The organism is Clostridium sp. AM22-11AC (assembly GCF_003473545.1).
Classification (GTDB): Bacteria; Bacillota; Clostridia; order Lachnospirales; family Lachnospiraceae; genus Enterocloster.
In genome coordinates this window covers 97036-111945 of sequence record NZ_QUCM01000005.1, presented here as the reverse complement: position 1 = coordinate 111945, position 14910 = coordinate 97036, and the positions used below count along the sequence as shown (strand labels likewise).

Sequence of the window (14910 nt, the reverse complement as noted above, 5' to 3'; positions counted from 1 at the left end):
TTTCGCCCGGAATTGCAGTAAGAGACATGATGTTCTAACAAACAATTACGTTTCATAAGCTATAGGATGTACTCTCAGAGTCTTGAAAGTACATCAAATCACGAAGGAGGTAAGGGGCTATCCCCATATACTATGGATCAGACTACAACTTATTACACCCTGGGGATCGATATCGGTTCAACAACTGTCAAAGTTGCATTACTGGATCAGGATCTTCATATTATATTCTCCGATTATGAGCGTCATTATGCCAATATTCAGGAAACTCTGGCAGGCCTTTTAAAGAAAGCCTTAAACCAGACCGGCCCCATTGATATTATCCCGGTGATCACCGGCTCTGGCGGCCTTACACTTTCATCTCATTTACACGTTCCTTTTGTCCAGGAAGTTGTAGCAGTTGCATCTGCTCTCCAGGACTATGCGCCACAGACCGACGTAGCCATTGAGTTAGGCGGCGAAGATGCCAAGATCATTTACTTTACAGGGGGCATCGACCAGCGTATGAACGGTATCTGCGCAGGAGGAACCGGGTCTTTCATTGACCAGATGGCATCCCTTTTGCAGACCGATGCTGCTGGACTGAATACATATGCAAAAGATTACAAGGCTATCTACCCAATTGCAGCCCGCTGCGGTGTTTTCGCGAAATCGGATATCCAGCCGCTGATCAACGACGGCGCTACCAGAGAGGATCTGGCTGCCTCTATTTTCCAGGCAGTAGTAAACCAGACCATCAGCGGTCTTGCCTGTGGTAAGCCCATCCGTGGAAATGTTGCCTTTTTAGGAGGACCTTTGCATTTCCTTCCTGAACTGAGAAAAGCCTTTGTTCGCACGCTGCATCTGACTCCGGAGCAGACCATTGCACCGGATCACTCCCACCTGTTTGCAGCTGTAGGCGCTGCCATGAACCCAAAGGAAGGCCAGGAGCCGGTAGCTATTACCGACATGATCGACCGGCTTTCCAATGGCATTAAAATGGATTTTGAAGTAAAGCGTATGGATCCTCTGTTTAAGGATCAGGCAGAATATGATGCTTTTATCGCAGATCACGGCCACAACCATGTGCGCTCCGGCGATCTTTCTTCTTACAAAGGAAACTGCTATCTGGGCATTGATGCCGGTTCTACCACTACCAAAGCAGCTCTGGTGGGAGAAGACGGCACTTTATTATACCGTTTTTATGATAATAATAATGGAAGTCCTTTAGCAACTGCCATCCGTGCAGTAACAGAGATCAAAGAACAGCTTCCTAAAACAGCCCATATTGCTTACTCCTGCTCTACCGGATACGGGGAAGCCCTTTTAAAGGCTGCTCTTATGTTAGATGAAGGAGAAGTTGAGACCATTTCCCACTATTATGCAGCTGCTTTCTTTGAGCCGGAAGTTGACTGTATCCTGGACATAGGCGGACAGGATATGAAGTGCATTAAGATCAAAGACGGAACTGTAGACAGCGTACAGTTAAATGAGGCATGTTCCTCAGGATGTGGTTCTTTTATTGAAACTTTCGCAAAAAGCTTAAATTACAGCGTAAAAGATTTCGCAAAAGAAGCATTATTTGCCAAAAATCCTACAGATCTTGGTACCCGCTGTACTGTATTTATGAACTCCAACGTAAAACAGGCACAGAAAGAGGGCGCAACTGTTGCTGATATTTCCGCAGGTCTGGCTTACTCTGTTATTAAAAATGCTTTATTTAAGGTGATCAAGATCACCAACGCCTCTGATCTTGGAAAACATGTAGTTGTGCAGGGCGGTACCTTCTATAATGACGCCGTTCTTCGCAGCTTTGAGAAGATCTCTGGCTGCCGTGCAGTCCGCCCGGACATTGCCGGTATCATGGGAGCTTTCGGCGCAGCACTGATCGCAAAAGAACGTTTCCACATGGCCGGTGAAAAAGAGACCACCATGCTGCCTCTGGATAAGATCATCGGACTGCAGTACACCACCTCTATGACCAGGTGCAAAGGCTGCAATAACCATTGCGTTTTAACCATCAACCAGTTCGGAAGCGGACGCCACTATATTTCCGGGAACCGATGCGAGCGTGGTCTTGGACTTGCAAAAGCAAAAAAAGAGATCCCCAACCTGTTTGGCTACAAATATCACAGAATGTTCGACTATGAACCGCTGCCTTTAGATAAAGCAGACCGTGGCGTGGTTGGTATCCCGAGAGTTTTAAATATGTATGAAAACTTCCCATTCTGGGCTGTTTTCTTTAAAAAGCTACGCTACCATGTAACACTTTCCCCACAGTCTACCAGACAGATCTACGAACTGGGCATTGAGTCCATTCCAAGTGAGTCTGAGTGTTATCCGGCCAAGCTGGTACACGGCCATATTTCATGGCTCATACACCAGGGCGTGAAGTTCATCTTCTACCCATGTATCCCTTATGAGCGAAATGAAAGCCCGGAGGCAGGAAACCATTACAACTGTCCAATGGTTACTTCTTATGCGGAAAACATTAAAAATAACGTAGAAGAATTAGAAACAGAGCATGTAGATTTCATGAACCCATTCATGGCATTTACAAATGAAAAGATCTTAACAGACGGTCTGGTACGGGAATTTGGAAAAAAATTCCAGATCCCGGAAGCTGAGATCCGTATGGCAGCCCACGCTGGCTGGGAAGAACTGCTGGCATCCCGTTCTGATATGGAGAAAAAAGGGGAAGAAACTCTTTCCTGGATGAAAGAACACGGAAAGCGGGGCATTGTACTGGCCGGAAGACCTTACCATGTAGACCCGGAGATTCACCACGGTATCCCGGACCTGATCGCTTCCTATGGTTTTGCCGTGCTGACAGAAGACTCTGTTTCCCATATGGGTAAAGTGGAGCGGCCTTTAGTTGTCACCGACCAGTGGATGTACCATTCCCGTCTTTATGAAGCTGCAAGCTTTGTAAAAACCAGAGATGACCTGGATCTGATCCAGTTAAATTCCTTTGGCTGCGGTCTGGACGCTGTTACTACTGACCAGGTTGCTGAGATCTTAACTAAGTCAGGAAAGATCTATACTGTATTAAAGATTGACGAGGTAAATAACCTGGGAGCTGCCCGTATCCGTATCCGTTCTCTCATCGCAGCTCTGCGTGTACGTGACCAGAAGCATTATGAACGGAAAGTAGTTTCCAGCGCTTACAACCGTGTGATGTTTACCAGGGAAATGAAGAAGGATTACACCTTATTATGCCCCCAGATGTCACCGATCCATTTTGACCTGATCGAGCCTGCCATCCGCGCCTTTGGTTATAATATAGAAATCCTGCAGAATTACAACCGCAATGCCGTAGATGTAGGTCTTCAGTATGTAAATAATGATGCCTGCTACCCATCCCTGATCGTTATTGGTCAGATCATGGACGCACTGTTATCCGGAAAATATGATCTGAACCGCACAGCAGTCTTTATGAGCCAGACCGGCGGCGGCTGCCGTGCCTCCAACTATATCGGATTTATCCGCCGGGCACTTGAAAAAGCCGGTATGCCCCAGGTTCCGGTTATTTCTGTTAATGCAAACGGTATGGAGACCAATCCTGGTTTCTCTATTACGCTGCCACTGATGACCAAAGCCATGCAGGCTATTGTATACGGTGACATTTTCATGCGTGTCCTTTATGCAACCAGACCATATGAGGCAGTTCCGGGAAGTGCAGACGCACTCCATGAGAAATGGAAAAAGATCTGTATCAGATCCCTTTCCAAGAGACAGCCTGCCATGATGGAATTTGCCAGAAATATCCGCGGCATTATCCGTGATTTTGACAATCTGAATCGTCTTGATATTAAGAAGCCGAAGGTTGGTATTGTAGGCGAGATCCTTGTTAAGTTCTCTCCTCTGGCTAACAACCATGTAGTAGAGCTTCTGGAATCAGAAGGCGCAGAGGCTGTAATGCCTGATCTGCTGGATTTCCTTCTTTACTGCTTCTACAACAGTAATTTCAAGGCTGAACATCTTGGAATGAAGAAGTCCACTGCAAGACTCTGCAACGCAGGTATCGCTCTGTTAGAGTTCTTCAGAAAGACCGCAAGAAAAGAACTGGCTGCCAGCAAACATTTTACACCGCCATCTGAGATCCGTGATCTTGCAGAAATGGCAAAGGGCTTTGTATCCTTAGGAAACCAGACTGGCGAAGGCTGGTTTTTGACCGGCGAGATGCTGGAGCTGATCCACAGCGGTGTTAAAAATATCATCTGCACCCAGCCATTTGGCTGCCTGCCAAACCACATTGTCGGAAAAGGTGTGATCAAGGAACTTCGAAAGAGCTATCCAGAATCCAATATCATCGCTGTAGACTACGATCCAGGTGCCAGTGAAGTTAACCAATTGAACCGTATTAAATTGATGCTGGCTACGGCCCAGAAGAATCTGAAGGCGGAGAATGCCTAGCAAAAAACATTGAATGTATTTAAAATGCTTAAACATGGTATCTTGAAAAACAATTCCTCATATGCTATAATAGCTATTGAATAAATGATTGCAGGTATTCACAATAAGTAACAAAACGAAAACCCCAGGAACTGGCATTCCTGGGGTTTTCTATTCCGTTTATGTATGGTGGCTTAAACCATAGGCTGATTACCTGTCATCTCCGTCCAGCCATTTGCAAATAAAATAACTTACTACACTTGCCATAACGGAGATAAAAAATGATTGCAGGGCAGTCACAATAAACTCGCCTCCTTTCTGATACCAGTATGGAGGAGGTAACATTTCTATTGTACTATAGAAGGGGCATTTTTGCATCCATTATTTCGACAAAAAAGAGCCTGAAAATGTACATTGTAAAACCAATATTTCCAGGCTCTTTTCACTTTAAATCATTCTTAGTTCTTATTATGTTTATATATTTCTTTACTCATACAGCGGATACTTATCGCAAAGCTTAGTAACCTCTGCCTTAATATACTCTTTCTTATTCTCAAAGTCAGTAGCTGCCAGCCAGATGCACTCTGCGATCTTTGGCATATCCTCTTCCTTTAAGCCTCTGGTGGTAACAGCAGGTGTACCGATACGGACACCGGAAGTTACAAACGGGCTTCTTGGATCGTTAGGCACTGTGTTCTTGTTTAAGGTGATAAATACCTCGTCACATCGGTTCTGCAGCTCTTTACCGGAGATATCCATACCACGCAGGTCTAACAGCATCAGATGGTTGTCTGTGCCGCCTGTAAGGATCTTAAAGCCCTGCTTCTGCAGTGCATCTGCCAGTGCTTTTGCATTTAATACTACCTGATGTGCATACTCCTTAAATTCAGGCTTTAATGCTTCACCCAGGCACACTGCCTTTGCTGCGATCACGTGCTCCAATGGGCCACCCTGGGTTCCCGGGAAGATTGCTTTATTGAAATTGAACTTCTCAGCTGCTTCTTTATTTGCTAAGATCAGACCGCCTCTTGGTCCTCTTAAAGTCTTGTGGGTGGTGGTTGTAACAACATCTGCATACGGAATTGGGCTTGGATGCTCTCCTGCTGCTACAAGTCCGGCAATGTGAGCCATATCTACCATCAGGTAAGCTCCTACCTCGTCAGCAATCTCACGGAAACGCTTAAAATCAATGGTTCTTGCATAAGCGCTGGCACCTGCCACGATCAGCTTCGGCTTTGCTTCTTTTGCTTTTCTTTCCAGCTCATCATAATCAATAAAGCCTTCGTCATCTACTCCATAAGGAACAATGTTAAAATACAGTCCTGAGAAGTTTACAGGGCTCCCGTGTGTCAGATGACCGCCATGATCCAGGTTCATACCCATAACCGTATCTCCCGGTTTTAACATAGCAATAAATACCGCCATATTTGCCTGTGCGCCAGAGTGTGGCTGTACGTTCGCATAATCGCAGCCAAACAGCTTCTTTGCACGTTCAATGGCAATGGTTTCCAGTACGTCTACATACTGGCAGCCGCCGTAATAACGCTTGCCTGGATAACCTTCTGCGTACTTGTTAGTCAGTACAGTTCCCATAGCCATCATTACAGGTTCTGATACAATGTTTTCAGAGGCGATCAGCTCCAGATTTCTTCTCTGGCGGCCGCACTCTGCCTGAATTGCTTCTCCTACTTCCTTATCATAGGAAGTGATAAAGTCCATAACTGTATTTACCATTGTTCTACCTTCCTTTCAGTATTTACCCATACCTATAGTATTTTGTCAGTTTATTTATCCAGATATGGTGTTTTCTGCGATTATACCCCATAGTTATGCAAATTGCAAGTATCCCTTTACATACATTTCACAATTTTGGTCACAGTTCAGCCATGCGCTGGTTTGAATGAGGGAATGTGTTGCAAGCTTGCTTGCATAAGCACTTTCTCATCCAAATCAGCATATGGTGGAACCACCAAGCTTTTTGTTTTCATGAATATGGAAACAAGAAGATGTCATGGCTGAACTGTAACCAATTTTGACTAAAATCATTACTGTTTATGTGGCGCATGTGTACCAGAGGCATCTCCTTAATGAAACTTCCAGTCTTTTATCACCATCTGAAGGCTTCGGTTTCCATTATATTCATTTATTGTGGGGTAATAAATAATATCCATATTCCGGCTGTTTCCCATTTCTTCCATAAATAAGTCACCTTCTGTAAATACTACCCCATCCATGGAAAATCCCCGTTCATTCATCAGGGATAATTTTACTACATTCCGGTTGCGGCCAAATACTCTGGCACTTCGTATTTTCAGGGATTTTAAAGCAAACTGGGGTTTTTCATTTCCCTGTCCAAAAGGCTCCAGAAGTTCTAATTCCTGTATCAGGCTCTCTGTTATATATTCAAAAGGCATAGGAACATCGATCCATACTCTTGGGATAAAATCATCCTCTGTAAGCCGTTCTTTTGCATTTTCATTTAACCGTCTGCGAAATTCCTCTATATTGGCCTCTTCCAGCGAAAATCCCGCTGCCATGGGATGACCACCAAATTTTAACAGAAGATCTTTTACCTCCACTAAGGCACGGAACATGTGATATGCCTCTATAGATCGTCCTGAGCCTTTTGCGCAGCCCTCTGCCCTTGTAAGGACAAATACAGGCTTATTATACCGTTCACGGATCCTGCCGGCTACAATGCCTGCCAGTGACTCATGGCAGTCCGGCAGGAAAATCACCAGAACCTTATCATCCTTAAGCTCTGTTTCTACCTGAAGGATGGCAGCCTCTGTCCCTTCCTGTGTCATGTCCTTTCGTTCATCATTTAATGCCTTTAATTCATCTGCCAGTTCATCTGCCTGGGCCTTATTTTCTGCCAGAAGCAGTTCCATAGCCATCTGGGCTGTTTTTAAACGCCCGCTGGCATTCAGGCATGGTCCCAGCACAAAACCAATATGATAGGCGCTTATGTGCTCCGGGTCCAGTGTATTTTTCTCCATGAGACTTACAAGACCCTGGATCTTTGTATCTGCCAGCTTTTTAAGACCTTCTTTTACTACAATACGGTTTTCATCCTTAAGCTTCATCACATCGCCTACTGTAGCGATGGCCGCCAGCTCCAGCATATCCAGCCATTCCTGGCGGTCGATCCCGTATTCTTCAAAAAGCACCTGGATCAGTCTATATGCCACCATAGCGCCGCAGATCTCACTAAACGGATATTTACTGTCTTTTCTCTTAGGATTGACAATGGCATCCGCAGGAGGCACGATCTCCTCTCCTGAAACCTCATCTGCCTGGATATCGTGGTGATCTGTTACCACAACTGTCATTCCCAGCTTCTTTGCCTCTGCGATCTGATCAATGGCCGCAATGCCATTATCACAGGTAAGTATCATATGAATGCCGTCTGCAGCCGCTTTTTCAATAATATGTTCATTAATACCATAACCATCCTTAATGCGCTCCGGTATTACATAATCAACTTTCGCTCCTACCCGGCTCAGCCCCTTATAAAGGATGCAGGTAGAACACACACCGTCAATATCATAATCTCCCACGATCCGGATCCTGGCGCCGCTTCCTATCTTTTCCTTTAATATAGAAACAGCTTTTTCCATATCCGGGAGCAGCCGGGGATCATACAGATCCTTCAGGCTTCCGTTTAAGTATTTGTCAAATTCTTTTATATCCGTAATATCCCGGTTTCTGATGATCCGGGCGGTAATAGGACTGATATGAAACCTTGCCGCCAGACCATTAAAATCTGCTTTTTTTGCATGAAGCATCCAGACTGATTTTGTCATTCTTTTCTCCATCCTCTGTTGATCGATCCTTTTTCACTGCACTTTCCTGATCTGCCACTGGCAGGTTTTTCTGTTACATGATCAGCAACCCCATTACTGACAGGTTTGCATATAAACGCACAAGCACAAAAAAAGCAGATCCATAAAGAATCTGCTTTTTACATGCGCCAGAGAAGATTCGAACTCCCGACACTACGGTCCGTAGCCGTATGCTCTATCCAGCTGAGCTACTGACGCATTCGTTTGTGTTGCTTGCTGTATTCCTTAGCAACGTAGATTATTATAATAAATGATATAGTTTTTGTCAACACTTTTTTTAATATTTTTTCAGAATTTTGTTTTGTTAATTTTTAGTCGAAAAATATGTTCTTTTTTTACTTATAGCATTATCTGTATTGCTTATAAGTATAAACCTATCCCTCTTACAGTCTTCCTCCTATGTCAGACTGCTGTCTGCTTTTACAGATTTTTTTCATCCCGTAAATTTTTTCTTTTCTGCAATAAAACAGTCGGCCTCTGCATTGTCCATATGAACGGATGAAAAGATTCCTGTTTCGTAAAAGGAAACAACGCAAAACCAATCACAAATCAAACTATTTACGAAATCCTTTGATGCATTACACTCTATCACACCCGCTGCGTTTTCTTTTCTGGACATGACCATTTTCAAAAAACCTTAAAAAAGCTACCGCATACCAATTTGGTATGCGGTAGTCTTCTTATTTCAGTTTTTTTTCATATTCATCTGCTATTTCATTCCAGAGATCAGCATTTTTTATGCCGCAATTGTCTGGTCGGAAAATAGGATCCTTTCCATCCTTGAATTGTTTTTCATAATCATTCCAGACCTTCCTCACAATTGGGAACAGGAAAATCACTGCAATTAGTGTAACCCAGCAAGATGCTCCGGTTCCAATATCCGCACATAACCATGCAAATTCTGTACTTGAAATACAGCCAATAAAGATTGGAATTAAAAACCATACTTTAAACAAAATCTGTGCCATCTTACTTTTTGAATATCCCTTGAACATATAAATCAAATCAGATTCAGAAATATTAAAGCAGCCTACTAATGTCGTAAATGAAAATAATGCCAGCATAACCGCTATCATTGGATAACCGAAACCATGAATTACAGAATCCAGTGCTCCCTGTGTAAAACCAACACCAGCATTGACTCCGCTAATACCTTCATACAATACACTCCCCGCCGCATCTGTTACATTATATGTACCGGCAAGTAAAATCATTAAGGCTGTTGCGGTACAAACCAGTAATGTATCAACATATACGGATAAAGCCTGTGTCAAACCAACCTTTGCCGGGTGAGATACTCCCGCAATTGCTGCTGCTTGAGGTGTAGTTCCCATACCTGCTTCACTTGAATAGACACCTCTCTTGATACCATATGCAATTGCTGATCCCACCATACCACCAAAAATTGCATCTTTACCAAATGCACTTTTAAAAATAAGCGCAAATACTGCCGGAATTTTAGTGATATTAACGCCAAGTACAATTAAAGTAACTCCCAGGTACAGAAGGCACATGATCGGTACAATCTTTGATGTAAATCGAATAATACTTTTTAAGCCGCCTGAAATGATAATTGCGGCTATAATTACCATGATAACTCCCACAATCCAGTGTGGAACACCAAAAGCATTATACATTGCATCAGCAATGGAGTTCGGCTGTGTTGTATGCAAAATGCCACAATTCAAAAGGCTGCAAAATGCAAATACGGTTCCAAACCATCCAAGGCCAAGTCCCTTTTTTACAAAAAATGAAGTACCGCCCCGATACATTCCGTCAACCTTTTCTTTATACACCTGAGCTAACGTATTTTCTGCAAAAGAGGTTGCCGCTCCCAGAATTGCCATAACCCACATCCAGAATACTGCACCAGGGCCACCTGCTGCAATTGCAGTTGCAACGCCTACAATATTTCCCGTTCCAACTCTTGCCGCAACCGTCAAAGCAAATGCTTCAAATGATGTGGAGGATTCACTATCTGCACTCTTTTCAAAAACGCTATTCACCATTTGTTTTAAGTATCGAACTTGAAATCCCTTTAAGCCAACAGTATAGAGAAGTCCAACAAAAATGGAAATATAAATTAACGGGCTGCTCCACAAAACGGTGTCAAAAAAATTTAAAATGCTGGTAAGTACTTCCATACCAATCTCCCTTTCTCCTCTGTATTCAGTAAATTACACTTCTGGTTTCAATGCTTTATGAATCCGTTCCATACATTCTACAATCATACTTCTTGGACTGGCCATATTAATTCTTTCAAAGCCCTTTCCCTCATCTCCAAAAATATAACCTTCATCCAAGGCAACCTTCGCACTCTCGTGCATAAGCTTCTCCAGCTTTTTCTCATCATTGCAATATGCTCTGAAATCCAACCATATTAAATACGTTCCCTGTGTATCTGACATCGTAACTTCAGGCATATTTTTCTGAAGGAAATCATGTACATAAGCAATATTTTCATCAATATACTCTCGAACCTGATCAAGCCATTCTTCCCCGTGTGTATATGCAGCAATCATTGCAGAAATTCCCAGGGGTGCAGCCATCAAACCAAAGCAATCGTCTAACAGAAAATCAAATTTTGCTTTATATTCTTTATTCGGAATCACAATATTAGATATCTGCATTCCTGCCAAGTTAAATGTTTTACTTGGTGCAGTACATGCAATAATCTGATCTTTATAATCTGGTGCCACAGTTAAAAGTGGATGATGCTTCATGCCCTTTCTTGTCAAATCACAATGAATTTCGTCAGAAATAATCCATTTATTGTATTTCTTACAAAGATCCACTAACTGTCTCAACTCATCTTCAGTCCATACGCGACCTACCGGATTATGTGGACTGCAAATAATAATTCCCTTATTTTGCGGATTTTTCAATTTCTCTTCAAGATCAATATAATCCATCCTATACGTATTTCCATCATGGATCAGCGGATTATTTACAACCCTTCTTCCTGCATTTTCAATTTTAATTGTAAATGGGTAGTATACTGGCCGCTGAATGATGATTCCATCTCCCGGCTCTGTTAAGGCCCGAATCAGAAATGCAAGCGCAGGAACAACTCCAGGACTAAATGATAGTTCTTCTCTTTCTATTTTCCATCCATATTGTCTCATAAACCATCCTGATACAGCCTCATAGACATCTTGATTGTCATATGCTGTATAACCGTATATCTTCCTATCAATTCTTTGATGCAGTGCTTCTATAACAGGATCAGCACAAGGAAAATCCATATCTGCAACCCAAAAAGAAAGACTGTCTTTAGGTGCTCCTTCAGGCAAACAATCTCTTTTAAAGCTGTAGGTATTACTTCTGTCAATAATTTCATCAAAATTATACTTCATTTTTCCTCTCCTTTTGTATTATTTAGATACTTAATAGTTCTTATGGTAAGATAATATCATCTTTCTTTGCATATGTAAATACCTTAAATAAACAAAATAAAACATGCACTTTTGTGCATGTTTTACATTTTGCTGTCCTCTATATCTAATTTAAAGGTTTGGTTCATCCTATCCAATATCCTGCATACTACTTCTATTTCTTTTTCTGAAAACTCTGCTAAATACTCAAATGTCCGTTCATAGCAATGTTGCTCAAATTTTTCTCTTGCCTCGTACAAGCTCCATCCAGCAGACGTCAAATTCAAAAAAGTATTTCTCCTGTTTTTTTCATTTTTTATTTGTTCAATCAATCCTTTTGTCTGCAGTTTTTTCACCATCTGACTCGCTGCACTGCTGGTTTTGTTCAAATCTTGTGCTATATCTGAAACCGTCGTTCCTGGATGCTCCCCGATATATTTTATCAAATGAGCTTCAACCTGATATAAAATCACCTCCCCATATTTTCTCGACATAGAATCATATTCTTCCATTAAATCATATGCCCGATCGATTTGGTTCAACAATTCATCTAATAGTTTTGCCCGTTCCTTCTCCATTGACTTTTTTCATCCCTTCTTTATTCTATGATCTCTCGGAATCTTCAACTCAGTAAAATCAAGGCTTTCTGATTCCTTTTTATTAAATCCCCCACTTTTTTGCCAAAAACACTTGACAAATCGCTCAAAATTTACGGCGAAGCCGATTGAATATATTTTATTTTATCGACTGGAGGGCGATTTTTATGTTACCTGTTAATTGTGGCAGTCATGTTGACTACCAAAACTTTGTTGTTACTAATCTTCGTAAATATTATCCTAATCCAAATGCTCTTGCTCGTTCCACCTGGGATATCATTGAGCGGTTTTGGAATCTCAATTTATCTTTTACCGATACTTTTATGGCTGATAAATATTCAAAATTCGGACCAACTCCACGAACTCCTTCTTGCATGCAGCGTTCTCATCTTCTTTCCATTGACTTTAAAGTTACTTCATTAACGAAGTGGGCTGCTCAGCTTAAAATGAATCCTCTTTATGCTATCCTTAGTGGATTTGAAGTTGGTAACACTCCCGGTGTTTGTACTTTTTATGATTTTTTAAACCGCTTATGGAACTCTGATGATGATCATATGTCACCACACATCCATCCGCTGAAGACCAAGATTAAAAAGCCTAAAACAAAAGGTACAAAAGCTGATTCCGTGGAAAAAGTTACAGTTGCCGATCTTCTTCCGACCTTGGAGAAAACAGATTTCAAACTTGATGAACAGCCTTATTCTTCTCTCTTTAAAATCTATCAAAAGGAATTCCTTGAGATTTCTGTTTCTACAGGGCTTATCCATGCAGATGCTTTAGCATTAGCGGGTGATGGAACGCCTATTGTAACTTCACACAGAGAACGAAAAAAACGTATCTGCAAATGTAAAGAGAATGGTATCCATGACTGTAATTCTCTTCAAGCTCTTCACTCAGCCTTTCTCTATATTCTGACGGAAGATCGTCCCATTTTAACATAATACTCAACCAGGTCGCTATACAGGTACTTATAAAACAATCTTTAAAAATATAAAACTTTTTTTACGCATTTTCACCTTAATTTTTATCTGCATTTTTACTGCTGTCTGCACGCACTAATCCCATCACTTCCCAGATCCCATCAAAGGTTTCCTCATCTGCAAAAGAAAGCCACTGGGCCCCTTTCGTTTCTTTTTTCACCTGCTCAAAAGAAAGTCCTGCCCCGGTCATCCGGTCTCTCACATGTACATAACACATCAGCAGATCTTTTTCATCTTTCCCAGGCAATCTTTTGGCTAATTCCCGGCAGACCTTCTCCCGTTCTTCTTCTCCCCCCGGAAATATACGTTCTTTATATTTCTTCTCATCCTGTTCTCGTTCTGCCTTGCTCTTAAAGTTGATCCCAAGTATCTGCATGCCATTCTCCCTTTCTCAGTTATGTACTCTCGGAATCTTTTTGTACTTGATTTTGCGAGAAGATTTTTTGTCAATTGTGCCCAAATTTCTGAGGCGTACGCAGTGCGTACGTTGATGAAATTCGGGTGCAACTGGCGGAAAATCGGCCGCAAAGGCAAGTGCAGGAAAGACTCCGAGAGTACATAGTTATGTATATGATCAAAAATCCATTGTCCGTGCTTTCTCAATATGCTAAAAGCAGCCCGACTTCTGTTTTCACTGAAATCCGGCTGCTGTAGTCCCTGGGCTGGCGGGATTCGAACCCTCGTATGCAGGAGTCAAAGTCCTGTGCCTTTACCGCTTGGCGACAGCCCAAAAGTATAAGATATAAAAAATCCTCTTCCTGCTCCAGAAAGAGGATTAGGGTGAGTAGAGGGATTCGAACCCTCGGCCTCCAGAGCCACAATCTGGCGCGATAACCAACTTCGCCATACCCACCATCAATATTTTTTTATTAGGCTTTTGCCTAATGAGCCTGAAGGGATTCGAACCCCCGACCCACGGCTTAGAAGGCCGTTGCTCTATCCAACTGAGCTACAGACTCATTCGCCAGTGCTTACCGCACCAACGAGGTATATCTTATCATAGAGCTTTCAGAAATGCAAGCACTTTTTTCATTTTTTTTCAAATTAATTTTCAGTATCTTTTCACACCTTTTTCAGACTGCTTTTTTCACCCCATAAGATCCTGAAGTTCCATGGGAAGCTCCATGGATGAGAACACTGATACGCTTATAGATCACTGCTGTGATCACAGAAGTAAGTGTACCCTTTACCAGATTAAACGGTCCTACACAGAAAATAGCCAGTGTCCATACGCTGCTGACCGCCGGATTTACTGCTGCCCCTGCTTTAATAATAGTCTCAATAGGCATAAAGTTGGAATAAAACGGGATCATTACCAAAGCATTCATTACAACACCTGCTACTGCCATAAGAACAGTTCCCACTGCCATTCCTGCAAGAGCACCATTTTTGCTCTTTTTGAAGCGATAGATAAAGCCAGCCGGAAGGATCAATGCGCAGCTCATGACTACATTGGCAAATTCACCTACAAAACCAGTGGATGTTGGCTTTAAGATCAGTTTGATCAGGATTTTTACGATCTGCATCACAATACCTGCTACAGGTCCCAATGCGAAAGTTCCTACTAACATAGGCACTTCTGCAAAATCAAGTCCATAAAAGCTGGGTGCCAGAAATGGCAGCGGCACCTCAAACAGCATAAGCACTGCAGCCAGCGCGCCAAACATGCCCATAAGCACTACATTTTTCGTGTTCATCAGTTTTCTTTCCATAAATGATGTTCCTCCCTGTTCTGAAAATGTTC

The 14910-nt window shown here is 42.3% G+C and carries 9 protein-coding genes and 4 tRNA genes; 2 read left to right on the top strand and 11 right to left on the bottom strand.

Features of this window, described 5'->3' with window-relative positions:
• The first annotated feature begins 132 nt into the window (after positions 1 to 132).
• Positions 133 to 4392, top strand: coding sequence for a 2-hydroxyacyl-CoA dehydratase (locus DW251_RS07030; protein ID WP_118300561.1), 4260 nt, complete (start codon positions 133 to 135; stop codon positions 4390 to 4392).
• 465 nt (positions 4393 to 4857) lie between these two features.
• On the opposite strand, the gene glyA is transcribed toward DW251_RS07030, so the two are convergent.
• The 6 genes from glyA to DW251_RS06995 form a co-directional block, all read right to left on the bottom strand.
• Entirely contained in the window at positions 4858 to 6105 is a 1248-nt protein-coding gene (gene glyA / locus DW251_RS07025) for a serine hydroxymethyltransferase (RefSeq protein ID WP_021869596.1), read from the bottom strand.
• A gap of 350 nt (positions 6106 to 6455) precedes the next feature.
• Entirely contained in the window at positions 6456 to 8177 is a 1722-nt protein-coding gene (gene recJ / locus DW251_RS07020) for a single-stranded-DNA-specific exonuclease RecJ (protein WP_118300560.1), read from the bottom strand.
• A 163-nt stretch (positions 8178 to 8340) separates the two neighbouring features.
• Positions 8341 to 8414, bottom strand: a tRNA-Arg gene (locus DW251_RS07015).
• Between the two features lie 482 nt (positions 8415 to 8896).
• Positions 8897 to 10360 (bottom strand): alanine/glycine:cation symporter family protein, encoded by a 1464-nt coding sequence (locus DW251_RS07005; protein ID WP_118300558.1) that lies wholly within the window; start codon positions 10358 to 10360, stop codon positions 8897 to 8899.
• A 33-nt stretch (positions 10361 to 10393) separates the two neighbouring features.
• Positions 10394 to 11572 carry a MalY/PatB family protein gene (locus DW251_RS07000; protein WP_118300557.1) on the bottom strand — a complete coding sequence of 393 codons (1179 nt, stop codon included), beginning with the start codon at positions 11570 to 11572 and terminating at the stop codon, positions 10394 to 10396.
• Positions 11573 to 11694: 122 nt separating this feature from the next.
• Positions 11695 to 12168 carry a MarR family transcriptional regulator gene (locus DW251_RS06995; protein WP_118300556.1) on the bottom strand — a complete coding sequence of 158 codons (474 nt, stop codon included), beginning with the start codon at positions 12166 to 12168 and terminating at the stop codon, positions 11695 to 11697.
• A gap of 185 nt (positions 12169 to 12353) precedes the next feature.
• Between DW251_RS06995 and DW251_RS18250 the strand changes: the two genes are divergently transcribed.
• The gene (locus tag DW251_RS18250) at positions 12354 to 13127 is read left to right on the top strand and encodes a hypothetical protein (RefSeq protein WP_243034895.1); all 774 of its coding nucleotides are present in this window, start codon (positions 12354 to 12356) and stop codon (positions 13125 to 13127) included.
• Positions 13128 to 13203: 76 nt separating this feature from the next.
• On the opposite strand, the gene DW251_RS17905 is transcribed toward DW251_RS18250, so the two are convergent.
• The 5 genes from DW251_RS17905 to DW251_RS06955 form a co-directional block, all read right to left on the bottom strand.
• The gene (locus DW251_RS17905) at positions 13204 to 13542 is read right to left on the bottom strand and encodes a hypothetical protein (RefSeq protein ID WP_182433590.1); all 339 of its coding nucleotides are present in this window, start codon (positions 13540 to 13542) and stop codon (positions 13204 to 13206) included.
• 281 nt (positions 13543 to 13823) lie between these two features.
• Positions 13824 to 13896, bottom strand: a tRNA-Gln gene (locus tag DW251_RS06970).
• A gap of 49 nt (positions 13897 to 13945) precedes the next feature.
• A tRNA-His gene (locus DW251_RS06965) sits at positions 13946 to 14019 on the bottom strand.
• A 32-nt stretch (positions 14020 to 14051) separates the two neighbouring features.
• A tRNA-Arg gene (locus DW251_RS06960) sits at positions 14052 to 14125 on the bottom strand.
• 114 nt (positions 14126 to 14239) lie between these two features.
• The gene (locus DW251_RS06955) at positions 14240 to 14878 is read right to left on the bottom strand and encodes an ECF transporter S component (protein WP_118300553.1); all 639 of its coding nucleotides are present in this window, start codon (positions 14876 to 14878) and stop codon (positions 14240 to 14242) included.
• Between the last annotated feature and the right edge of the window lie 32 nt (positions 14879 to 14910).

What these genes read in the sequence shown, in the direction of transcription:
- DW251_RS07030 (WP_118300561.1), top strand. Translation starts at nt 133, where the DNA reads ATGGATCAGACTACAACTTATTACACCCTGGGGATCGATATCGGTTCA.
- glyA (WP_021869596.1), bottom strand. Translation starts at nt 6,105, where the DNA reads ATGGTAAATACAGTTATGGACTTTATCACTTCCTATGATAAGGAAGTA.
- recJ (WP_118300560.1), bottom strand. Translation starts at nt 8,177, where the DNA reads ATGACAAAATCAGTCTGGATGCTTCATGCAAAAAAAGCAGATTTTAAT.
- DW251_RS07005 (WP_118300558.1), bottom strand. Translation starts at nt 10,360, where the DNA reads ATGGAAGTACTTACCAGCATTTTAAATTTTTTTGACACCGTTTTGTGG.
- DW251_RS07000 (WP_118300557.1), bottom strand. Translation starts at nt 11,572, where the DNA reads ATGAAGTATAATTTTGATGAAATTATTGACAGAAGTAATACCTACAGC.
- DW251_RS06995 (WP_118300556.1), bottom strand. Translation starts at nt 12,168, where the DNA reads ATGGAGAAGGAACGGGCAAAACTATTAGATGAATTGTTGAACCAAATC.
- DW251_RS18250 (WP_243034895.1), top strand. Translation starts at nt 12,354, where the DNA reads ATGTTACCTGTTAATTGTGGCAGTCATGTTGACTACCAAAACTTTGTT.
- DW251_RS17905 (WP_182433590.1), bottom strand. Translation starts at nt 13,542, where the DNA reads ATGCAGATACTTGGGATCAACTTTAAGAGCAAGGCAGAACGAGAACAG.
- DW251_RS06955 (WP_118300553.1), bottom strand. Translation starts at nt 14,878, where the DNA reads ATGGAAAGAAAACTGATGAACACGAAAAATGTAGTGCTTATGGGCATG.